At 60.1% G+C, this 22,422-nt stretch carries 15 protein-coding genes and 3 tRNA genes; 13 read left to right on the forward strand and 5 right to left on the reverse strand.

Annotated elements, in window-relative coordinates; all coding sequences use genetic code 11:
• Positions 1-234 precede the first annotated feature (234 nt).
• The 3 genes from B3R00_RS13510 to B3R00_RS13520 all read left to right on the forward strand — a co-directional run bounded on the left by B3R00_RS13510 (position 235) and on the right by B3R00_RS13520 (position 4,448).
• Positions 235-2,079, forward strand: coding sequence for an ABC transporter ATP-binding protein (locus B3R00_RS13510; protein WP_286999445.1), 1,845 nt, complete (start codon positions 235-237; stop codon positions 2,077-2,079).
• A gap of 160 nt (positions 2,080-2,239) precedes the next feature.
• Positions 2,240-3,919 (forward strand): methyl-accepting chemotaxis protein, encoded by a 1,680-nt coding sequence (locus tag B3R00_RS13515; RefSeq protein ID WP_286999446.1) that lies wholly within the window; start codon positions 2,240-2,242, stop codon positions 3,917-3,919.
• Positions 3,920-4,193: 274 nt separating this feature from the next.
• On the forward strand, positions 4,194-4,448 hold the full coding sequence (locus B3R00_RS13520; protein WP_286999447.1) for a hypothetical protein: 255 nt from the start codon (positions 4,194-4,196) through the stop codon (positions 4,446-4,448).
• A 6-nt stretch (positions 4,449-4,454) separates the two neighbouring features.
• Here B3R00_RS13520 and B3R00_RS13525 read toward each other — a convergent pair whose 3' ends face one another.
• Positions 4,455-5,417 carry a tripartite tricarboxylate transporter substrate binding protein gene (locus tag B3R00_RS13525; RefSeq protein WP_286999448.1) on the reverse strand — a complete coding sequence of 321 codons (963 nt, stop codon included), beginning with the start codon at positions 5,415-5,417 and terminating at the stop codon, positions 4,455-4,457.
• 330 nt (positions 5,418-5,747) lie between these two features.
• Between B3R00_RS13525 and sbcD the strand changes: the two genes are divergently transcribed.
• Positions 5,748-6,983: an exonuclease subunit SbcD gene (gene sbcD / locus B3R00_RS13530; protein ID WP_286999449.1), complete on the forward strand. Its 1,236-nt coding sequence runs from the start codon at positions 5,748-5,750 to the stop codon at positions 6,981-6,983.
• On the forward strand, positions 6,980-10,429 hold the full coding sequence (locus B3R00_RS13535; protein WP_286999450.1) for an AAA family ATPase: 3,450 nt from the start codon (positions 6,980-6,982) through the stop codon (positions 10,427-10,429). The genes sbcD and B3R00_RS13535 overlap by 4 nt, the downstream gene beginning before the upstream one ends.
• Here the strand turns inward: B3R00_RS13535 and B3R00_RS13540 are convergent.
• Entirely contained in the window at positions 10,423-11,520 is a 1,098-nt protein-coding gene (locus B3R00_RS13540; RefSeq protein WP_286999451.1) for a J domain-containing protein, read from the reverse strand. The two genes, B3R00_RS13535 and B3R00_RS13540, sit on opposite strands and share 7 nt — an antisense overlap.
• Positions 11,521-11,757: 237 nt before the next feature.
• On the opposite strand from B3R00_RS13540, the gene B3R00_RS13545 reads away from it, so the two are divergent.
• The 6 genes from B3R00_RS13545 to B3R00_RS13570 all read left to right on the forward strand — a co-directional run bounded on the left by B3R00_RS13545 (position 11,758) and on the right by B3R00_RS13570 (position 15,689).
• Positions 11,758-13,542: an NAD(P)/FAD-dependent oxidoreductase gene (locus tag B3R00_RS13545; protein ID WP_286999452.1), complete on the forward strand. Its 1,785-nt coding sequence runs from the start codon at positions 11,758-11,760 to the stop codon at positions 13,540-13,542.
• Between the two features lie 32 nt (positions 13,543-13,574).
• Positions 13,575-14,123, forward strand: a complete 549-nt coding sequence (locus B3R00_RS13550; protein WP_286999453.1) for a VUT family protein — start codon at positions 13,575-13,577, stop codon at positions 14,121-14,123.
• 243 nt (positions 14,124-14,366) lie between these two features.
• Positions 14,367-15,269: an NAD(P)-dependent oxidoreductase gene (locus B3R00_RS13555; RefSeq protein ID WP_286999454.1), complete on the forward strand. Its 903-nt coding sequence runs from the start codon at positions 14,367-14,369 to the stop codon at positions 15,267-15,269.
• A gap of 100 nt (positions 15,270-15,369) precedes the next feature.
• Positions 15,370-15,445: transfer RNA gene (locus B3R00_RS13560), tRNA-Lys, on the forward strand.
• Between the two features lie 51 nt (positions 15,446-15,496).
• Positions 15,497-15,572: transfer RNA gene (locus tag B3R00_RS13565), tRNA-Lys, on the forward strand.
• 41 nt (positions 15,573-15,613) lie between these two features.
• Positions 15,614-15,689 (forward strand) — tRNA-Lys (locus B3R00_RS13570).
• A gap of 239 nt (positions 15,690-15,928) precedes the next feature.
• Here B3R00_RS13570 and B3R00_RS13575 read toward each other — a convergent pair.
• Both B3R00_RS13575 and orn read right to left on the reverse strand, forming a co-directional pair.
• A complete protein-coding gene (locus tag B3R00_RS13575; protein ID WP_286999455.1) occupies positions 15,929-17,959 on the reverse strand; it encodes a DEAD/DEAH box helicase in 2,031 nt (676 codons plus the stop codon).
• Between the two features lie 377 nt (positions 17,960-18,336).
• Complete coding sequence (gene orn / locus B3R00_RS13580) at positions 18,337-18,957, reverse strand: oligoribonuclease (RefSeq protein ID WP_286999456.1); 621 nt, start codon at positions 18,955-18,957, stop codon at positions 18,337-18,339.
• A gap of 29 nt (positions 18,958-18,986) precedes the next feature.
• Here orn and B3R00_RS13585 point away from each other — a divergent pair, with 29 nt between their 5' ends.
• The gene (locus tag B3R00_RS13585; RefSeq protein WP_286999457.1) at positions 18,987-20,309 is read left to right on the forward strand and encodes a M48 family metallopeptidase; all 1,323 of its coding nucleotides are present in this window, start codon (positions 18,987-18,989) and stop codon (positions 20,307-20,309) included.
• Complete coding sequence (gene rsgA, locus B3R00_RS13590; RefSeq protein WP_286999458.1) at positions 20,306-21,289, forward strand: ribosome small subunit-dependent GTPase A; 984 nt, start codon at positions 20,306-20,308, stop codon at positions 21,287-21,289. The genes B3R00_RS13585 and rsgA overlap by 4 nt, the downstream gene beginning before the upstream one ends.
• Before the next feature lie 119 nt (positions 21,290-21,408).
• On the opposite strand, the gene B3R00_RS13595 is transcribed toward rsgA, so the two are convergent.
• On the reverse strand, positions 21,409-22,395 hold the full coding sequence (locus tag B3R00_RS13595) for a CobD/CbiB family protein (RefSeq protein WP_286999459.1): 987 nt from the start codon (positions 22,393-22,395) through the stop codon (positions 21,409-21,411).
• Between the last annotated feature and the right edge of the window lie 27 nt (positions 22,396-22,422).

Raw genomic sequence — 22,422 nt, forward strand, 5'->3', positions numbered from 1 at the left:
CGCCCAGCCGCTGCGCGCAAGCCCAGCGGCTTTTTATTTGCAGCGCGAACTGCGCTTGCGCAACACCCTGATGGGGCAACCGCGCCATGCGGGCCCGCCGATAAAAAGCAACAAAACACCTTCTAACCCTTATCAGTATTGCGCCAACAGCTATCAATTTAAGCACCTATTGCCCGCGCTGCGCACAGGTCATGCCACTGGCCTACCATCGCCAGGGCAAGGAGAGTTGCCATCTTGTTTCGCTTTTTTGAAAACCGTATCCCCCCCTACCCTGCGGCCGAGCCCCAACAGCCCCCCGCAGGTTTTGCTGCTTTTTTGTGGTCCTGTACGCGCGGCATGCGCGGCTGGATTGTGCTGCTGACGCTAACCAGCGCCGCCCTGTCCGTCTACGAAGCATTTTTGTTTGCCGTGATGAGCCAGGTCGTGGACTGGCTGGCTACCACGCCCGTGGCGGACTTCTGGCAGCAGCAACGCGGCAGCATGCTCGGTATAGCGGCCATCTTGCTGGGCAGCATTGGGCTGCTGGCCCTGCACACCATGGTCATGCACCAGGTGCTGGCCATCAATTTTCCGATGCGCATGCGCTGGGTGTTCCACCGCCTCATGCTGGGGCAAAGCATGTCGTTTTATGCGGACGAATTTGCGGGCCGCATCACCACCAAAATCATGCAAACCGCACTGGCCGTGCGCGAGGTGATTTTCATTGTGGTGGATGTGCTGGTCGGCGTGGCCGTGTACTTCATCAGCATCTTGCTGCTGGCCGGCAGTTTTGATGCCTATTTGCTGCTGCCCTTTGGCATTTGGCTGCTGTGCTACGCCGCAGCATGCTGGTATTTTGTGCCGCGCCTGGGAGCGATTGGCAAAGCGCAGGCCGATGCGCGCTCGCTGATGACGGGCCGCGTCACCGATGCCTATACCAACATCACCACCGTCAAACTGTTTGCCCACACCCGCCGCGAAGCCGAATACGCACGCAGTGCGATGGACGACTTTAAAAAAACGGGCTATGCGCAAATGCGCCTGGTCAGCCTGTTTGAGCTGAGCAACCACACCCTCATCACCTTGCTGATACTGAGCAGCGCCAGCACCGCCTTGTGGCTGTGGACGCAAGGCCAGGTGGGCGCCGGCGTGGTGGCTGCCGTGATTGCCATGGCACTGCGCATTGCGGGCTACTCGCACTGGGTGATGTGGCAGATGACGGGCTTGTTCGAGAACGTGGGCACCATCCAGGACGGCATTACCACGCTGACCAAGCCGCGCACTATTACCGACGCCCCCAACGCCCAGCCTTTGCGCGTCACGCAAGGGGCGATTGCCTTTGAAAACCTGAGCTTTGGCTACAAAGACGGTGGCAAAAAAGTCATCGATGGGCTGAACCTGCAGATTCGCCCGGGCGAGCGCATTGGCCTGATTGGCCGCTCAGGCGCCGGCAAATCCACCCTGGTGAACCTGCTGCTGCGCTTTCATGAGCTGCAAAGCGGGCGCATCACCATCGACGGGCAAGACATCACCCAGGTCACGCAAGACAGCCTGCGCGGCGCCATTGGCATGGTGACGCAGGACACCTCGCTGCTGCACCGCAGCATGCGCGAGAACATCTTGTATGGCCGACCCGACGCCACCGAGGAGCAAATGCGTGCCGCCGCCGAACGCGCCGAGGCGGCCGAGTTCATCGACAGCCTGACTGACCGCCATGGCCGCAGCGGCTACGACGCCCAGGTGGGCGAGCGCGGTGTCAAGCTGTCGGGCGGCCAGCGCCAGCGCGTAGCGATTGCGCGTGTAATGCTCAAAGACGCGCCCATCTTGCTGCTGGACGAAGCCACCAGCGCGCTGGACAGCGAGGTCGAAGCTGCCATCCAGCACAGCCTGGACAGCTTGATGCAAGGCAAGACCGTGATTGCGATTGCCCACCGCCTGTCCACCATCGCAGCCATGGATCGCCTGATCGTGATGGACAAGGGCCACATCGTGGAAGAAGGCAGCCACCAGCAACTGCTGCAACTGGGCGGCATCTACGCCAAGCTGTGGGCGCACCAAAGCGGCGGTTTTTTGAGTGAACCCGGCGAGGGTCTGCTCTAAGCCCATGCGGGGATTGATGCAACGCAAACACTGCATCAATCCCTGTTGCGTGGCCGATAAACGGCACATTGCTTAGACCCGGTCTACCTAGCATGTGAGTCCGTTTGCGTGGGGCCTATCGCCGCCACGCAGACACAAGGACTCATACCTAGGAAGCCCTATGCACGCCACCATCGAACGCCCGCAGGCATCACACACCAGCGTTCCCGCGCAGCGCACCACGCCCTCCACACCCCGCACCCCACCGCCTTCCCCAGCTGCTTTCACACCAGCACAGCGCAGCATTGCGCCCCCGCCCATGGAGGCCTTGCGCGATGAGGAGTTTGTGGTGCCTGAGAGCGAATTGCTCATGTCCACCACGGACCAGGCAGGCCGCATCACCCACTGCAACGCCGCTTTCATCCACGTCAGCGGCTTCAGCACGGAGGAGTTGATGGACCAGCCCCACAACATCGTGCGCCACCCGGATATGCCTGCCGAAGCATTCAAGGATTTGTGGGCCACGATTGGCCACGGCCGCGCCTGGTCGGGCCTGGTCAAAAACCGCCGTAAAGATGGGCGCTACTACTGGGTGCGCGCCTACGTCACGCCCATCATGGAGGGGCGCAAACCCATTGGCTATATGTCGGTGCGCGTTAAGCCCTCCGAAGGCGAAGTACGTGCAGCCAGTGCGCTGTATGAAAGTTTGCGCAACGGCACCCAAGGCAATAAGTACCTGCATGCCGGAAGGGTGCGCCAACGGGGGCTGATGAACCAGCTGGGCAAGCTGCAACGCGCCTGCTTCACACAACGGCTGATGGCCTTGCTGGCACCGTTGTTGTTAGTAGCGCTGCTGTTTCCGCTGATGGGCTGGCATGCAGGCTGGCAAATCGGTGTGCAAGCAGCGCTACTGTTGGCTTTAACAGGCTTGGTGCTGTATCGCCAGCATATCCGCGTGACCCACCCCTTCCAGGACGTAGCTGCATTGGCGCGTGATATTGCAGGCTGCAAGCTTGACGGCCCTTTGCCTGCCTATTTAGGCCGCCACCCCATGGCGTTTTTGCTGGAGCGGCTCAAGCAAGTGCACATCAATTTGCGTGCGGTGGTGGGCGATGCACGGCATGAAATTGAAGGCTTTGCGATGCTGTCGCGCAACCTCACGCAAGGCGCGATCAATCTGGCAAGCCGCACCGACCGGCAAGCCCAGGATTTGCAGGAAACCGCCGCAGCCCTGGAAGAAATTTCCGCCACCGTCGCCAATGCCCAGCAAGCCACAGAAGAGGTGAAAAACCACAGCGAACAAAGCGCACAGCTGGCCGTGCAAGGCGGCAGGGCGATGGAAGAAGTCAGCACCTTGGTGCAAGATATGCACCAGTCATCGCAGCAAATGGGGCAAATTGTCTCGACGATTGAAAGCATCGCTTTTCAGACCAACATCTTGGCGCTCAATGCCGCCGTGGAAGCTGCGCGAGCCGGTGAGCAGGGCCGTGGCTTTGCCGTGGTGGCCGGCGAAGTGCGCACCCTGGCGCAAAACAGCGCCAAAGCCGCAGGTGAAATCCGCAACCTGATTGCCGCCACCAGCAACCAGATGGACCAAAGCGCACGCCACATGCAGCACGCCGGGGAGACCATCAAGCAAGCCGTTTCCTCGGTCACCCAGGTCAGCGCATTGATCCACAGCGTTGTCACCGCCACGCGGGAGCAAACCGTGGGCGTGGCCCAGGTCAATGATGCGCTGAACGATTTGGATGCCGTCACGCAGGACAACGCCCGCCTGGCCGAAGAGTCGGCCCACTCGGCCCAGGACATGAACACCAATGCAGGCATCTTGCGCCGCACCTTGGAAGTGTTTCGCATGTGATGCCGCCCCAGCCCAGCTTTAAAGCAAGCCACCTGCGGGTGGCTTTTTTGATAGCTGCCTGCGCTTGTTTTATCTAGGCTTCAGATAGAAAAGCATTCGAAATTCAAACAGAACAAGCGCAAGCAGCTCTTATTTTTTGATGCAGCCATGAGCGGCATCCAGCGCCACGCCTTAGCTTGCAAGGCAGATCTGCGCAGTTGTTGATGGACAGGCTAGACAAAACCGCGTGCCGCTTTTTAAGGTCGCTGCCTTCACTTCACTTTGTGCAGCATTTATGAACGCCACCACCACCTTGCCCGAGTACCTGATGATCTTTGGCGAAGAAGGCCCTGTGACCGTGGAAGTCCACGGCACCGACGGCCCCCTGGCCTTGCCAGCACGCCGCATCTGCGCCGAAGACATTGCCTGGCTGGTCAGCCTGGATGGCCAGCACCTGCGCACCGAGATGGCTTTTGACAGCCACATCCGGACATTGCTGCGCTGTGAGCTGCTTCCCGCACAGCAATGCATTCGGCTGCACGTGCAGTAAGCAGCCTTATTCCAGCCCAATGCCCTGCACAATGTCTTTTTCTTGCGCAAACGCCTGTTTGGCAAAGGCCGCATAGGCTTGGTGATCGCGGTAATCCGTGCGAATGCCGTAATTGCGCACCACCTGCTGAAAGGCCGGGTCTTGCATGGCGGTTTTGATGGCCTGGTCCAACTTTTTCACCACATCCAAGGGCATGCCCTTGGGCCCAGCAATGCCCAACGGCGAAGGCACATCAAATTCATAGCCCGCTTCGCGGAAGGTAGGCACATTGGCAAAGGCTTCGGGGCGGCGATCAGCCGCCGTGGCCAGCGCACGCACCTTGCCCGCTTGCACCTGCGGCAAGATGCTGTTGGCAAAAATAGCGGAAGTGATGTGCCCACCCGACAGCGCATTGATGGCCTCGGCATCCCCCTTGAAGGGAGCGTGGTTGAGTGTGATGCCGGTCTTTTTCTCCAGCAACGCCATCGCCACATGGTTGGCGGTGAATTTACCCGGCGTGCCGTAGCTCATCTGCCCCGGATTTTTCTTGGCCCACGCCACATAGTCTTGCACCGTCTGAATCGACGAATCGCTGGGCACCGTCAAAATAAAGTCGTAGGTCATGAAGGTGGCGATATAGGTCAAATCGCGCACCGGGTCATAAGCCACTTTCTGGATGTAGGGCTGGCGGAAAATGCCCACGGGCGCCAGCGTCAGGCGATAGCCATCGGGCCTGGCCGTCAGCATATCGACCACGCCCATTGCACCGGCCGCACCCGCCTTGTTTTCCACCACCACGTTTTGCCCCAAAGCTTTCCCCATACCCAGCCCCAAGGCACGCGCAATCACATCGGTCACCCCGCCGGGGCCATACGGCACGATGAGCGTGATGGGTTTGTTCGGGAAGGTTTCGCTTTGGGCGTGCACAGCGCCTGCTGCCAGGCTCGCCGCCATCGCCACCACGCCCCACATCCAAGCACGTCGCTGCATATCTGCCTCCTGATGTTTACCGTTGCACAGAGCTTCAATCTAAAAGGCATTGCACCGACCGCACTGCGGGTCTGCCCCCATATGTGCGCGATTTAGGGCAAACCACATCGTGCACCGCAACACAGACCCCCAAGGCGGCATGCCACGGGGCTTTGCACTGCATGCACCGGCTGCCGGCCTCTGCCGTCTAGCGCCCAATGCGTCATGCAGGAGACAGCTGGCGCACAGCGCATTGCGCCCAAGGGCCACCTGTTGCCAGGTCATCACCTGGCCCACGGCCTCGCTAAGATGCTTGTTTGGTTTTGAATTTTCGGTCTCAGCAGATCCCGTATGCGCATCCTCCACACCTCTGACTGGCACCTTGGCCAGAACTTCATGAACCACAGCCGCGAGCGCGAGCATGCTGTCTTGATCGACTGGGTGCTGGAGCAGGTCGAGGCACATGCGGTGGATGCCGTGCTGATTGCAGGTGATATTTTTGACACCGGCACCCCGCCCAGCTACGCCCGCGCCTTGTACTACCGCTTGATTGCGCAACTGCACCAGCTCAAAGTGGCCTTGCTGCTGCTGGGCGGCAACCACGACTCCGTCAGCGTGCTCAGCGAGAGCTTGCCCCTGCTGCACCACTTGAACACCTCCGTCATCGCTGCCACCGGTGACGCGGCCCAGCATGTGATCACCTTGCCAGTAAGAGGCAGCACGCAGCCCGGTTGCATTGTGTGTGCACTGCCTTTTATCCGGCCACGCGATGTGCTCACCAGCCAGGCCGGGCAAAGCGCTGAAGACAAACAGCGCAACCTACAAAGTGCCATCCAAGACACCTACGCCCAAGTGTTTGCGGCAGCGCAAGCCCTGCAAGCGCAGCTCCAAACAGCGCATGGCACACGCGTACCGATTGTGGTCACCGGCCACCTGACCACGGTAGGTGCCAGCAGCAACGAATCCGTGCGAGAAATTTATGTGGGTGCGCTGGAAGCCTTCCCGACCTCTGCCTTCCCGCCTGCGGACTACATCGCCTTGGGCCACATCCACAAACCACAGAAAGTGGGTGGACTGGAACACATCCGTTACTGCGGCTCACCGATTGCACTGGGGTTTGATGAAGCCAAGCAAACCAAAGAAGTACTGCTGGTCGACTTGAATGCGCACGGCCTGCAAGCCCTCACCCCTTTGGCTACGCCTGTGTGCCAAATTTTGGCTTCGCTCACCGGCAATCTGGCCAGTCTGCCCGTACAGCTGCAGGCCTTGGCAGCACAAAGCAGCGCAGAACACCCTGCGTGGCTGGAAGTGACGGTGCAAGAAGACGACTACCTGCCCGATGTGGCAGCGCGCATCGACGCCATGGCGCAAGGGCTGCCCTTGCAGGTGCTGCGCGTCAAACGCCAGCGCGGCACGGCGATGCCCCAGCTTTTTACCGAGCATGGTGAATCTTTGGAGGCCCTCACCCCCAGCGACGTGTTTGCGCGCAGATTGGCCCAAGAGACGGTGTCTGCCGATGTCCACCAAGCTCTGCACCTCCGCTACCAAGAGGTGCTGGCCAGCGTGCACGCAGGAGATGCCGCATGAAAATTCTGAGCCTGCGCCTGAAGAATCTGAACGCCCTCAAAGGCGAATGGACGATCGATTTTCGCCAGCCACCTTTCCTCGATAACGGCCTGTTTGCCATCACCGGCCCTACGGGGGCTGGTAAATCCACGTTGCTGGATGCCATCTGCTTGGCACTGTACCACCAGACACCGCGCTTAAGCAGTGTGGGCGGTGCCAGCAATGACCTGATGACACGCCATACCGCTGATTGCTTGGCCGAGGTGGAGTTTGAGGTCAAAGGCATTACCTACCGCGCGTTTTGGAGCCAGCGCCGCGCGCGCGACAAAGTCGATGGGGCTTTGCAATCCCCCAAGGTGGAACTGGCCCAGGTGGAGGCGGCCAGTGGTGAAGGGCACATCCTCACCACACACAGCAATGAAAAAATCAAACGCATCGCCGCCATCACAGGGCTAGACTTTGGCCGCTTCACCAAGTCCATGCTGTTGGCACAAGGTGGCTTTGCGGCATTTTTGAATGCCAGCGCCAACGACCGCGCGGAATTGCTGGAAGAGCTGACGGGCACCGAAATCTACGGGCAGATCTCTCAGGCGGTATTTGAGCGTGCACGCGATGCACGCCAAGCGCTGGAAAAGCAGCAAGCGCAGGCCCAGGGCATGCAATTGCTGGATGCCGCCACACGTATGGATCTGGCAACGCAGGCCCACCAGTTGCAAGCGACGCTGGCAGATCTGCAGCAGCAACATGTGCAGTTGCAAGCGATCCACCACTGGCAAAGCCAAACCGCGCGCACCCGCACCGAGGTAGCACAGGCACAGAACGCGCGTTCTGCAGCGCAAGAGGCCTTGGCGCAGGCCAGCGCTGATCTGCAGCGCCTGCAAGCCCACGCCCCCGCCCAAGCGATAGCACCGCTGCATAGCCAATGGCTGCAGGTGCAGCGAGAACATGCCTTGCAGCAAGTGCAAACGCAGCAGTTGCACACGGATGTATTGCAGCACCACTGCCTACATTGGCAGTTGCACGAACACGCCCAGCAACTGAGTGCCCAAACCCAAGATACAGCCCGCAGTGACTGGCAAGCGGCGGTGGATGCACACACTGCAACACAGCACTGGCTGCAAACCCATGCCAGCTACGCGCAGCTGGGGGCAGCCCTCAGTGGCTGGCAGGCGCAGTTGCAGCAGCAACAACAGCTGCAACAACAATGCGCTGTGGCCGTGCAAGAGCTTGCCACCCTGGAGAGCCGAACCCAGCAGTTGCAAGAGCAAGCCCACGTGCAAGCGCAGGCGGCCCAGCAAAGCCAAGCCCAAGTCGATCTCGCTGCCCAACAGCACGCTGCTGTACTGTATGCACAGCAGCAACGCTTGGCCAACCATGGTGGCCAGATACAGCCTCTGCGTGACCACTGGCAAGCCGCACAAGGCAAGCGGCAACACTGGCAGCACTTGCTGGAGCATGCGCAATTGCGCACTCCCTTGTCACAGCAACACACCCAGTGCGCACAGGCCTTGAATGAACGCCAGCAGCGCCTCCCCACGCTGGAACAACAGCTCACCAGCCTGCGCCAGCAGTACGTCGTGCTGCAAGAGCGCGTAAAAGACAAGCAAACCTTGCTGGCGCAAGAGCAGCGCATTCAAAGCCTGCAAGACCATCGCTACGCCCTGCAACCGGGCCACGCGTGCCCGCTGTGTGGATCGCTAGAGCACCCTGCAGTCAGCGCTTATGCGGCGCTGGATATATCCGCTACAGAAATGGCGTTGCGCGACTCCATCGCGCAACGGGATGCCCTGCAGCGCCAGGGTGAGCAGTTGAATGCCGAACTCGCGGGCTTACACGCCGAACTGCGCACGCTGCAAACACAGCACGAAGCGATTGCCCAAGACATTGACCGTTGGGAACAGCGCTGGAACGCACTGCGCAGCGCCAGCAGCACGCCGGTGCTCCCTGAAGCTTGGCAGGATTTGCGCAGCTTGGCGGATGCCCAGCACCATGCCGAACAAGCGGAGCAAGAGCTGCAGCGGATGCTGCATGCCGCCGAAGAAGGCGAGCGACAACTACAAGCCAGCCAAGCCGCATGGCAAGCTGCAATCTTGGCGCAACAACAAGCAGCGTTTGCCCACAGCAGTAGCGTGCAGGCCCTGCAAGCCCTACAAACCGAACATGAGCGCACGACCACGTCACTGGAGGCCTTGCAGCAGCAAGCCCAAGCGCTAGAACACCGTTTGCAAGCCAGCTTGCATGCTTTGGGCTATGCACTGCCCGCAAATGCAGCCACCGACAGTTGGCTGCAAGCACGCCAGCAAGAGGTGCAGCAATGGGCGCAGCAACAGCAGCAACTGCAAACCTTGGAGCGCCGCGTGGAGGTGCTGCGCACCCAGCATGCACAAGCCAATGAAGCAGCCGCGCACTGGCAAGCATGTGCGAAGGCTTTGCCAACCCTGCCCGCCAATGCCCCGTCCAGCCAGGTTCCACCCCCGCACAATTTGGAGGACTGCGCTACGCGCATTGCAGCCACCGCCCAAACCATCTCCCGCTTGCAAGGACAAATCACGCAAGCCGAGCAGCGCGGCTTGCAGCTGCAGCACGCCGTGCAAGAAGCTGAACAGGCATGGCAGCAGGCCTTACAGGCCAGTCCGTTTGCCCATGCAGAAGATTTTGCGGCGGCACTGCTGCCGCAGGAGACGTTCCAGCGCTTGCAAGCGCTCAGCGAACAGTTGCACGCACAGGTGCAGCGTGCGGATACGGTGCTGACCGATGCGCAGCAGCGCTTGGCCACCCTGCAAGCCCAGGCACTGTCCGATGCCACGCCCGAGGCTGTCGTGGCGCACATTGCCCAGATAGACGCCGAGCGTGCGCAATGCACGGAGCAGTTGGGCGCACACCGCGCCCGCTTGCAAGACGATGCGCAACACCGGGCCACACAGCAAGCGTTGCTCGCACAGATGGAGCAGCAAGCCCAAGACAGCGAAATCTGGCAACGTCTGGACGGCCTGATTGGTTCCGCCAAAGGCGACAAATTCCGCAAATTTGCCCAAGGTCTGACGCTGGACCACCTGCTTCATCTGGCCAATCAACACCTGCTGCGCCTGCATGGCCGCTACAGCTTGCAGCGCAAAGCCACGGGGGAGTTGGAGCTGGACATCGTGGACAGCTGGCAAGGCGATGCGGCGCGCGACACGCGCACCCTGTCTGGGGGGGAGTCGTTCTTGGTCAGTCTGGCACTGGCTTTGGCGCTGTCGGACTTGGTCAGCCGCAAAACCTCCATCGACTCGCTGTTCCTCGACGAAGGCTTTGGCACCTTGGATGGTGACACGCTCGAAACCGCTTTGGCGGCCCTCGACAGCTTGAATGCCAGCGGCAAGATGATTGGCATCATCAGCCATGTGGAAGCACTCAAAGAGCGCATTCCCGTGCAAATTCGCGTGGACAAGGCCGGTGGCGTGGGCCACTCCAAGCTGTCTTACTGATCGCGCTGGCGCGCCCAGGTGCGCTCGTGTTTGAGCCACTGCTTCAAGGTGTCGGGATCGTCTTCCAGCGCTTGCAGCAGCTGGCGCAAATAATCCACACCGGCTTGCAGTTGCTGCAGCCGCTCGCGCACCTGCGCCATCAGCTTGGCGGGCTGCAAGCGCTTGGTGGTATCCAGACCAAACTCCCGCGCAAACGATTGGGTACGCGCTTGCACATCGCGCTGCAGGTCGTTCCATTGCTCTTCCAGCATGCGGTTGTAAGGGGCCAAACGTGCATCGCTCAGCTGTGCGAGCTTGGCGGGGTCCATCTGCTCGGCTTCCCACTGCAGCTCCAGCAACTCCATCAAGCGACTGGCTTCATAGGCGATGTTGACCCGCTGCATCAGCGCCGTTTTGCGTGCGCGTTCCACCGGGTCTTGCTCGCGATCGGGGTGCAAGCGGCTGGCCAAACGGCGGTACACCTCCCGCAATGACTGGTTGGCCAATTCAGCCGCCGTCGGCCCCTTGGCTTTTTGGGCTTGCTGCGCTTTGCGTTGCTGGCGCTTGGCGTGGTGCTGCGCTCGGGCTCGCTCGGCCTGTGCCGCTGCAGCTTGCTCTTGGGCTTCCAAGAACTGCGCGACGGCTTCCGAGTCTTGCCAGTCAATGTCGTCACTGGCATTGGCAGCTTGCTCAGCGCTGGGCGCAGCCTGCGCCGCATCGTCTTCGGGCTCCTCGTCCTCTTCAGGGGCGTAGCGGCGTACCAGCTCTTCCATGGCGGCACGCTGTGCCGGTGTATCACTCAGATCGGCCACTTGCTGCGCGGACTCCAGCAAGCAGTTTTCCAGCAACTGGCGCTCCAACTTGGACAGCTTGCGGGCACTTTGCTGGTCCAGGTACAACGCCAAGGCCGCTTGTAGATCCAGGTACCGGGTGCGCAAAGGAACACCATCGCGTGCAAAGCGGGTGCGGCAGGCTTGTACGGCCTCATCCCAGGCCAGCAGCCAAGCTCGCTGCTCCGCAATGCGTTGTACCCAAGCGTTGAAAAGTTGCTGCTGCGCACTGAGAGGTGCTTGGTCAGCGGCTGCGTCGATGCTCAGCAAAGAAGTGGCCACAGTGGGCAAGCAAGAAGAGGCAATCACCGCGCCATTGTGCAGCATGGCTGCTTTCACCGTGCACCACAAGGTGTTGCTTTTTATAAGCGAAATTAGCATCTAGCCCTTATGCAGATTGCGCTGATAGCTCCTGAATTTAAATCCGTGAACACAGCCCCAGCACCCCTGCTACACACTGCGCGATGGGCCGGTTCCCGCTACGATCAGCGGCTTCTTATTGCTTGATCACTACAAGCCATGATTCGCCTCGCAGAACTCAAACTCCCTCTCTCGGCGCTGGAATACCACCCCGAGAACCACACCGAATTCCTTCCCGAAGCCCGTTTGCGCGCTTTGGCCGCAGAACGTCTGGGTATCGCCACCGACGCGATCGCGCAGTTGCACGTGTTCAAGCGCAGCTTTGACGCCCGCCAAAAAGCCGAATTGCTGGCGGTTTACATCGTCGACATCCGCTTGGCCGATGAAAGCCAAGAAGCCGCCTTGCTGGCGCAGTTTGCCGACCACTCGCACGTCAATCCCACGCCCGACATGACTTGGACGCCGGTAGGCCACGCGCCTGCGGATCTGAAACACCGTCCCGTCGTGGTGGGTTTTGGCCCTTGCGGCATGTTTGCTGCGCTGGTGTTGGCACAGATGGGCTTCAAGCCCATCGTGCTGGAGCGCGGCAAAACCGTGCGTGAACGCACCAAAGACACATGGCGCCTGTGGCGCAAGCGCGAACTGACACCCGAATCCAACGTGCAGTTTGGCGAAGGCGGCGCAGGGACGTTCTCGGACGGCAAGCTGTACAGCCAGATCAAAGACCCGCGCTACCTGGGCCGCAAGGTGCTGACCGAATTTGTGACCTATGGTGCGCCCGAAGAAATTTTGTATGCCGCCCACCCCCACATTGGTACGTTCAAGCTGGTCAAGCTGGTGGAAGGCATTCGCGAGGAAATCTGCCGTTTAGGCGGTGAGATTCGCTTTGAGTCCAAGGTGACCGACATCACCATCGAGGGCGAAGGCGATGCGCGCAAGGTGTCTGCGCTGCAGGTCTTGAACCAAGCCACCGGCGACAGCTACACGCTGACGACCGATCAGGTGGTGATGGCACTGGGGCACAGCGCACGCGACACCTTCACCATGTTCTACGAACGTGGCGTGTACATGGAAGCCAAACCGTTTTCGATTGGCTTTCGCATCGAGCATCCGCAAAGCGTGATCGACCAAGCCCGCTGGGGCAAGCATGCAGGCCACCCCTTGTTGGGAGCGGCCGATTACAAGCTGGTGCACCACGCCAAGAATGGCCGCGCGGTCTACAGCTTTTGCATGTGCCCTGGCGGCACCGTGGTGGCAGCGACCAGCGAGCCCGAACGCGTCGTCACCAACGGCATGAGCCAGTACTCGCGTGCCGAGCGCAATGCCAACGCGGGCATGGTGTGTGCGATTGAGCCATCGGACTATCCGCAAGACGCCAAATCGTTTGCATGGGCTTTTGACGGCAAAACTTTCGGCGTGGAAAACCAAGCCCCTGGCAGCTACCACCCGCTGTCAGGCGTGGTGTTCCAGCGCCAGCTGGAGTCCAAAGCCTATCTGCTGGGCGGGCGCAACTACAACGCCCCCGGACAACTGGTGGGCGACTTTGTAGCGGGCAATCCATCGGCCGATGTCGGCGGGGTGCCGCCTTCGTATAAGCCGGGCATCACCTGGGGCAATCTGCACCACGCACTGCCCGCTTTTGCAATTGAAGCCATGCGCGAAGCCCTGCCCGCCTTTGGCAAAAAGATTCGCGGCTACGACATGCACGATGCCGTGCTGACGGGGGTGGAAACTCGCACTTCTTCACCCGTGAAAATTGCGCGCGGCGCCAACTTCCAAAGCGTCAACACCCGAGGCCTCTATCCCGCCGGTGAAGGTGCCAGCTACGCGGGTGGCATTTTGTCTGCGGGTGTAGATGGCATCAAAGTGGGCGAGGCCGTGGCTGCCGCCATCTTGGGGGTGGAAGTGCCCTCTTCGGGCATGCGCAACTCTGGCGCTTACTAAAACGCAAAACGCAAGCACGCACAAGTACGGTGATGCATTACCCCCTCCCCCATCCCTCCCAAGTCTCTGTGGCCGTGCTGGCCATGGGACTGGTGGTGCTGTCGTCCAACATCTTGGTGCAATTTGCCATCAACGACTGGTTAACATGGGGCGCCATCACCTACCCTTTTGCGTTTTTGGTGACCGAACTGGTCAATCGCGCTTTTGGCCCGGCGCAGGCACGCCGCGTGGCATGGTTTGGCTTTGCGGTGGCGGTGGCGGCCTCTGCGGTGCTGGCCCCCGCGCGCATTGCAGCGGCTTCAGGGCTGGCCTTTTTGCTGTCGCAAATGCTGGACATCACCGTGTTTGACCGCCTGCGCCAAAGCCGCTGGTGGCGCGCACCACTGGTGGCCACCGTGCTGGCCGCCATTTTGGACACTTGCGTGTTCTGGGGCGTGGGCTTTGCGGGCGAAGATGTGCCGTGGGTGACTTGGGCGCTGGGCGATCTGGGCGTCAAGCTGGTCATGGCCGTATGCCTGCTGCTGCCTTTTCGGCTGCTGATTGGCAAGCGGGCTACCACCAACGCCCTGCCTCACGCCTAGCTGCGAGCGTTTTTTGACCCTGCAGCCCGGGCACGGAGAGATCAGTACTAACCCGCAACCGCTGCTGCCCAACGCTGGGCTTGCACTGTACAGGTCACAACTGTCATGACTTTTGGCATGGTTGCCTGCAAGCCATTTGCAAGCCTGCGTGAAAAAAAATCCCCATCATGACTGTCTACGCACATGCCATGCTCCAGCAGTTGCTGGCCTGCTGGCGTGACTCACCATGACCGGAGACCAACGTTGACCCCCTCCTCCAACCCGCGCTTGCATATTGCAGTGCTGGGCTGTGGCCTGATGGGCCTGCCCATGGCACGTCGTCTTTTGGCCGCCGGCCATGAGGTGCATGTCTGGAACCGCACCCGCAGCAAGGCCGAGCCTTTGCTGACCGAAGGTGCCTACGTGCATGACACGCCCCGCCAAGCCTGCATCAAGGCGGATTACGTCATCAGCATGCTAGAAAACGGCAAGATCGTGGGCGAAGTGCTGTTCGGCATGGGCCAGGACGCAGCCATCCACGGCATGCGGGAAGGCACGCTGGTGATCGACATGGCCTCCATCCAGCCGCGCGAAGCGCGCGATCACGCGGCCCGCCTTTCCGAGTGCCAATTGCGCCACCTGGATGCACCGGTGTCTGGTGGCACCGTGGGTGCAGAAGCCGGCACCCTGGCCATCATGGTGGGCGGCAAGGCCGAAGATTTTGAAGCCGCCCACCCTATTTTTGCCCCGCTGGGCCGCGCCACCCATGTCGGCCCCCACGGCGCAGGCCAGTTGGCCAAATTGGCCAACCAAATGATTGTGGGCATCAGCATTGGTGCCGTGGCCGAGGCGTTATTGCTGTGCGCCAAAGGCGGCGCTGACCCCGCCAAGGTGCGCGAAGCCATCACCGGCGGGTTTGCCGACAGCCGCATCCTGCAACTGCACGGTCAGCGCATGGTCGAGCGCGACTTCGCGGCGCGCGGCAAGATGACGGTGCAACTCAAAGACATGCGCAATGCCTTGGCGACGGCGCAGGAAATCGGTTTTGACGCCCCCATCACCGCGTTGTTCGAGCAGTTGTATGCCGATGGTGTGGCGCACGGCTTGGGTGAGTTGGACCACAGTGGCCTGTTTGTGGAGCTGGCCAGCCGCAACGCCATGCAATAAAAACCTGTAGCTGCACCCAGGAAAAAGCACGTACTTTCCCGTAGGCCGGAAAAAATTGGTGCATAATTGCGGCTTCGCTTCGTTGCAAGCGACAAAAAGTGGGCTCTTAGCTCAGTTGGTAGAGCAGCGGACTCTTAATCCGTTGGTCGAGTGTTCGAATCACTCAGGGCCCACCACTTTTTTGCTGGTTTGTTTTTCAACAAATTGGCACTTCGGAAACTTCCGAAGGGCTCTTAGCTCAGTTGGTAGAGCAGCGGACTCTTAATCCGTTGGTCGAGTGTTCGAATCACTCAGGGCCCACCAAATTTTCTTTCACTGCGTTGTGCATTGATTTTCCCGTTCAAGGGCTCTTAGCTCAGCTGGTAGAGCAGCGGACTCTTAATCCGTTGGTCGAGTGTTCGAATCACTCAGGGCCCACCACACAAAACCCGTCTTGGTAACAAGGCGGGTTTTTTTTGCCTGTACGCACCAAAAACAATAGCTGGCAGCGCTTGATCAACAACACATTCCCATAGGAAAGCACTGGAAATCATTAACAGAAAAGCGCCAGCAGCTATATTTTTCAATAACCCCATGCGCGACAGACACAAAAAAACCGGCATAAAGCCGGTTTTTTTGTGAGGCACCTGCAGCCTTTTCAGACTGCTGGAATGCCGTGCTTAACGGTCGCGCGAGAAGGTCTTGCGACGCTCGCCACCGAAGCCGCCGCGTTCGTCACGGCCACCCAAAGGCTTGGCTTCACGACGAGGTGCACCACCGAAACCGCCGCGATCGCCACGGTCTTCGAAGCGAGGACGATCACCACCGCCGCCGAAGCTGCGGGCTTCGCGCTGGGGGCGGTCACCACCACCAAAGCTGCGCTGCTCACGCTCGCCGCCACCGAAGCGGGGACGGTCACCACCGCCAAAGCCACCGCGCTCGGGACGATCACCAAACGCAGGCTTGCGATCCGCAAAACCACCTTCGCGACGCTGACCACCAAACACTGGGCGGTCACCACCGCGATCTTCAAAGCGGGGACGATCACCACCGAAACCACCGCGCTCAGGACGGTCACCACCACCAAAGCGAGGGCGATCACCACCAAAGCCACCGCCTTCGCGACGCTGGCCACCACCAAAGCCACCACGGTCGCCAAAGCCAGGCTTGCGGCCATAGCCTTCACCACCACGGCCACCACCACCGCCGCCGCCGAAGCTGCGACCACCACCGCCACCACCACGGCGGCCATCGCGCTCGCCGGCTGCGGGGAAGCGCTGCTGGGGTTCCAGACCAGGAATCACTTCGGAAGTGAATTGCTGGCGTGTGTAGGCTTCGATATCGAAGATGCGACGACGGTCACGGAACTCACCGAAAGTCACAGCGATACCGCTGCGGCCTGCACGACCGGTACGGCCGATACGGTGGGTGTAGTCTTCGGCCTTCATGGGCAAGCCGTAGTTGAACACGTGGGTGATCGTAGGCACGTCAATACCACGGGCTGCCACGTCAGTCGCCACCAACACTTGGATTTGGCCATTGCGCAGCGCCATCAGGCGGCGGTTACGCAAACCTTGGCTCAGCGCGCCGTGCAAAGCAGCAGCCGAGAAGCCTGCTTCTTGCAGATCTGTCGCCAAACCATCGCACTCGACCTGGGTCGAAGCAAACACAATGGCTTGGTTGATAGTTTCGTCACGCAACCAGTGATCCAACATCTTGCGCTTGTGCTGGGCGTTGTCGGCCCAGAACAGCACTTGCTTGATGTTGTTGTGCTTTTCCTGAGGGGTATCAACGGTCACCTTCTTCACGCCAGCACCGTTGTCATGCATCACACGCATGGCCAACTGCTGAACGCGGGGAGCGAAGGTGGCGCTGAACATCATGGTTTGCTTGCGCTGCGAAGTCATTTGGTTAACTTCAGCCAAGTCGTCCGAGAAGCCCAGGTCCAACATACGGTCGGCTTCGTCCACCACCAGGAACTGAACCTTGTCCAGCTTGATTTGCATGGAGCGCTGCAGATCCAGCAGACGGCCAGGTGTGGCCACGACCAGGTCAGCGTTTTGCAGCTTGGCGATTTGCAACTGGTAAGGGATACCGCCGACCACGTTGGCTACGCGCAGACCACGGCAGTGCTTGACCAGCTCGATCGCGTCGTGCGCAACCTGTTGGGCCAATTCACGCGTGGGGCACAAGATCAGGGCACCAGGTACGGCAGCCTTGAAGTTGCGGGCGTTGGTGGGATCCTTGCGCTTGGCGCGCTTGGGCAGGGGCTCACCCTTGGCCGCGGCTTCGGCGCACAGGCGGTCAAATTCCGCCTTGGCTTCAGCATCAGCCACAGCGCGTTGCTGGAGGATGGTGTTCAGCACGGGCAGCAAGAAAGCTGCAGTCTTGCCGGAACCGGTTTGGCTGGACACCAACAGGTCGATAAAACCGTTTTCGTCAGCGCCTTCGCCCATGGCTAAAGGAATGGCCTTCTTTTGCACAGCGGTAGGCTGGGTGTAACCCAGATCCGCCACAGCTTGCACCAGCTCAGGTGCCAGACCCAGCTCTACAAAGCCGTTCGGTTGTTCTTCAACAGCAGCTTCTTGCTCAACAGCAACAGCGTCAATAGATTCATCAATTACTGCCTCAGCAGCAACATTCAAAGTGGAAGCGTCCAAAGCAGTATCCGCAGCGGCCAGTTGGCCCTGCTCATTCAAAAAGTCGTTCATGTTTTCTCACGCGAAAAGCGGCCCAGCAAAGCAGGCATCGCTTTTTTGACGGTTATGGAAACATCAACCGTCAAACGATTCCAGCGGCGCGCACAGGGCTGCTGGTGGGCCATTCATTGCTACGGCGCTGTCGAAAACTTGAAGTTATCGTTGCAGCGGGTGGCGGGCCCGGTGAGTGATGGGAGATGCACAAGTGTTGCATCGCTACGCAAGCGCTAATCGCTTGAAACGTGCAAGACCGCAATTATCACACGTTCTGGATTTTTCCGCTCAACTGCAAGGTCAATGCCGCTACGTGCGGTATGCAAACCCATCGCCACAGAGGGATGGATGCTCTTGCGCACCACGCTGGGCGCAAGAGCGCACGCGCTTCACACTTAAGCCTGTGTCGCAGCCGCCGTAAGTTCTTCCTGCGCCGCAGGCAATGCCAGGAAATGCGCGCGGTAATGCTGCAACTCGTCAATGGACTCCAGCACATCGGCCAGCGCGGTATGGCGCTGCGCTTTCTTGAAGCTCGTGACCACCTCCGGCTTCCAGCGGCGTGCCAATTCTTTGAGGGTGCTGACATCCACATTGCGGTAATGCAGATAAGCCTCCAACTTGGGCATGTACCGCGCCAAAAAGCGGCGGTCTTGGCCAATGCTGTTGCCACACAAAGGCACCTTGCCCTTGGGCACGTACTTTTGCAGGAAAGCAATCAGCTGCGCCTCGGCCTGCGCCTCGGTCACTTCGGACGCTTTCACGCGCTCAACCAAACCGCTGCGCCCGTGCGTGCCTTTGTTCCATGCATCCATGCCTGCGAGCAACTCGTCGCTTTGGTGAATGGCAAATACCGGCCCTTGCACACGAATGTCCAGATGGGCATTCGTCACCACCACTGCAATTTCAATAATGCGGTCATGTTCAGGGTTCAATCCTGTCATTTCACAGTCAAGCCACACGAGGTTGAAATCTGACTTGGGTAACACAGGGGTTTCAGGGGCAGAGGCAAGAGACATCCTTAAATTGTCGCCTACACTCGCCGCCAATGCCCACAACAAATGCTCTTTCCCCCTCACTGGTGCTGACTCTGGCCTTTGCCGCAGCCTTGGCACTGCAGCTGCTGGTGCAGCTTTGGCTGAACACGCGCCAAGTGCGCCATGTAGCCCAACACCGCGACCAGGTGCCCGGCATATTTGCCAACCACATTTCTTTGGCGGCCCACCAGAAAGCGGCCGATTACACCTTGGCCAAAGCACGCCTCGGTTTGGCCCACATGGCCTGGGGTGCATTGATTTTGCTGGGCTGGACGTTGTTGGGCGGGCTCAACGCCTTGCAAACGGCGCTACTGCAATTCATGGCGCCGGGGATGGCGCAGCAACTGGTGTTGCTGGCAGCGTTTGCGTTGATCTCCGGTTTGCTGGATCTGCCTTTTTCGCTCTACCAAACCTTTGTGCTGGAGGCCCGCTTTGGGTTCAACAAAAGCACACCCGCGATCTGGCTGGGCGACCTGCTCAAGTCCACGGTGCTGGCCGCTGTGATTGGCCTTCCGATTACCTGGGTGATTCTGTGGTTTATGGGCGCCGCAGGCAGCCTGTGGTGGCTGTGGGCCTGGGGCATCTGGACGGGGTTTCAGCTGCTGCTGATGTGGATCTTCCCGACTTTTATCGCCCCTTGGTTCAACAAGTTTGAACCGCTGGCCGATGAAACTCTCAAAGCCCGCGTCACCCGCTTGATGCAACGCTGCGGCTTTGCGGCCAAAGGGCTGTTTGTCATCGATGGCAGCCGCCGCTCGGCCCACGCCAATGCCTACTTCACAGGCTTTGGTGCCAGCAAGCGCGTGGTGTTTTATGACACCTTGCTCCAGCAGCTCAACGCGGATGAGGTGGAGGCCGTGCTCGCGCACGAGCTGGGCCACTTCAAACACAAGCACATCACCAAACGCATGCTGGGCATGTTTGCACTGAGCTTGGCTGGATTTGCCGTATTGGGCTGGCTGTCGCAGCAAGTGTGGTTCTTCACCGGCCTGGGCGTTACCCCCAGCACCGCCATGGTGTTTGGCCAGCCCGCATACGACAATGCTTTGGCTTTGTTGCTATTCATGCTGGCCATGCCCGTGTTTACGTTTTGGGCTTCCCCGCTGTTGGCACACTTTTCGCGCCGCGATGAATTCGAGGCCGATGCCTACGCCATGCAGCAAGCCCAAGGCAGTGCCTTGGCCAGCGCCTTGCTCAAACTGTATGAGGACAACGCCTCCACCCTTACCCCAGACCCCGTCTATGCGCGCTACTACTACTCGCACCCGCCGGCAGTCGAGCGCCTTGCGCGCATGCCGGCCCCTGCAACCCCTCATTCAGCGAGTGCCGCATGAGCCGCAGACATAGCAAATCCGCAGCGGCATCTGCTGCCGCATCGACCGAAGGCTTGGTCGTCGGCAGCCATGGCCGCCATTGCATCGTGGAAACAGCGGACGGCGAGCGCCGCATCTGCCACCCGCGCGGCAAGAAAAGCCAGGCCGTCGTAGGTGACCGCGTGCTGTGGCAAGCAGCGCCACCCGGCCAAGGCGAAGAAGGCACGATCGAGCAAGTGCTGGCGCGCAGCAATTTGCTGTACCGCCAGGATGAAATACGCACCAAAACCTTTGCCGCCAACCTCGACCAGGTGCTGATCGTGATTGCCGCAGAGCCTGTGTTCTCGGAAAGCCAGTTGGCCCGCGCCTTAATTGCCGCGGAGGACGCCGGCATAACCCCCATCATTGCGCTGAACAAGTTTGACTTGGAAGAAGCCTTTGCCATGGCTTGGCAGCGGCTCGAGGCCTATCGCAGCATCCTCAATGCCGACGGCAGCGAGCGCTACCCCATCATTCCGCTGAACCTGACCAGCGATGACCCGGAGCAAAAAGCCGCCTTGATGGAGTTGCTGGCTGGCAAACGCACCTTTGTGCTGGGCCCCTCCGGCGTGGGCAAAAGCACACTGATCAACCTGCTGGTGCCCGGCGCGCAAGCTGCCACCAACGAAATCTCGCGGGTCCTCAATACTGGCAAGCACACCACCACCACCACCAGCTGGTACTGGATGGACGAAGCACGCACCACCGCCATCATTGACTCACCTGGCTTTCAGGAGTTTGGCCTGTACCACATCAAAGCGACGGACCTGCCCCGGTGCATGCCCGATATTGGCGCGCTGGCCGATCAGTGCAAGTTCTACAACTGCACCCACTTGCATGAGCCAGGCTGCGCCGTGATGGCCGAGGTAGACAACGAGTGCAGCCCGCACTACATCCACCCCAACCGTTACCGCATCTACACCGAGTTGTTTGAAGAGTTGAATGCGGGCTACAAGTACTAGGTCAACACTTTCGCCCACCCCAAAAAGCAAAAGCCTGCAGTTTTCACCGCAGGCTTTTTTATGTATCAAATATAGCTCTAGCGCTTATCCAGAAATCGCTAGCAGCTATCAAAACCATACTACCCGAGCAACCGCGCCAAGCTCAGTAGCGCCAGCAGCAGCATCCACACCACCACGCTGCGCCACACCAAGCCCACCACAGAGCGCAGGTGTCCCATCTCCGCCTCCCGGCCAGGCGTGACGCCCGGCTCTTGCCATGCGTCTTCATCGTCGTAAATCGGAGCTGTGGTGAGCTCTTCGCGCATCTTCAAGCCGCTGCCACCCAAACGCACATTGATGGCACCTGCCGTTGCAGCCAAGATCACACCATCGTTGTCATTGGGAAAGTGCTTGGTATGAAAGCGCCAGCCATCAATCGCCTCTTCAAAGCTTCCCACCACCGCAAAACCCAGCGCCGTCATCCGCGCAGGCAACCAGTCAATCACCAGCCACGCTTGCTTGGCCGACTGCTGCAGCCGCTCGCTCACCGGCGCGGCCCCAGCAATCGCGTTGCGCGACCAGTAACGCGACAGGTACTCTGCCACACGGTAGAGCACCGCCCCCGCAGGCCCCAGGCCCACGGCTGCGAGCAGCGCAAACCAAAACAGCACCCCAAACACATGGCGGTGCGCACTGATGACCGAATACTCAATCACATGCCGCACCACCTCGCTGCGCGGCACCTCGGCGGTCTCAACCTGGCGCCACTCGGCCAGTGCTTCGCGGGCCGCATGCTCATCGCCACTGTCGAGCGCATCACGGATGCGCGTGAAATGGTGGCTGAACTGGCGAAAGCCCAGCGTCACATAAAGCACCGCCACATTCCAGAGCATGGCGGCAGGCCAACCCACCCAGCGCATGAGCAGCCAGTACACCCCGACCACCAGCAGCACAGGCGGCACCACCGCCAACCCCCAGGCTACCCAGCCATGGTGCTCTCGCCCCGCATCAAAATTGCGGCGCACAGACACAGACCAAGCCCGAATACCTGCGTGCACCGGATTCTCGCGTGACAGCGGTCGGGCTTGCTCCAACAACAGGGCAAGCAAGATGGCAAAGAAACTCATAGGCTGATGATACTGGCAAGCATTCTC

It is taken from the genome of Comamonas sp. UBA7840 (assembly GCF_002501455.1).
GTDB classification, from domain to species: domain Bacteria; phylum Pseudomonadota; class Gammaproteobacteria; order Burkholderiales; family Burkholderiaceae_C; genus Comamonas; species Comamonas jiangduensis.

Coding starts and splice junctions, on each gene's coding strand:
- B3R00_RS13515 (WP_286999446.1), top strand. CDS start 2,240: ATGCACGCCACCATCGAACGCCCGCAGGCATCACACACCAGCGTTCCC.
- B3R00_RS13520 (WP_286999447.1), top strand. CDS start 4,194: ATGAACGCCACCACCACCTTGCCCGAGTACCTGATGATCTTTGGCGAA.
- B3R00_RS13525 (WP_286999448.1), bottom strand. CDS start 5,417: ATGCAGCGACGTGCTTGGATGTGGGGCGTGGTGGCGATGGCGGCGAGC.
- sbcD (WP_286999449.1), top strand. CDS start 5,748: ATGCGCATCCTCCACACCTCTGACTGGCACCTTGGCCAGAACTTCATG.
- B3R00_RS13535 (WP_286999450.1), top strand. CDS start 6,980: ATGAAAATTCTGAGCCTGCGCCTGAAGAATCTGAACGCCCTCAAAGGC.
- B3R00_RS13545 (WP_286999452.1), top strand. CDS start 11,758: ATGATTCGCCTCGCAGAACTCAAACTCCCTCTCTCGGCGCTGGAATAC.
- B3R00_RS13550 (WP_286999453.1), top strand. CDS start 13,575: ATGCATTACCCCCTCCCCCATCCCTCCCAAGTCTCTGTGGCCGTGCTG.
- B3R00_RS13575 (WP_286999455.1), bottom strand. CDS start 17,959: ATGAACGACTTTTTGAATGAGCAGGGCCAACTGGCCGCTGCGGATACT.
- orn (WP_286999456.1), bottom strand. CDS start 18,957: ATGTCTCTTGCCTCTGCCCCTGAAACCCCTGTGTTACCCAAGTCAGAT.
- B3R00_RS13585 (WP_286999457.1), top strand. CDS start 18,987: ATGCCCACAACAAATGCTCTTTCCCCCTCACTGGTGCTGACTCTGGCC.
- rsgA (WP_286999458.1), top strand. CDS start 20,306: ATGAGCCGCAGACATAGCAAATCCGCAGCGGCATCTGCTGCCGCATCG.
- B3R00_RS13595 (WP_286999459.1), bottom strand. CDS start 22,395: ATGAGTTTCTTTGCCATCTTGCTTGCCCTGTTGTTGGAGCAAGCCCGA.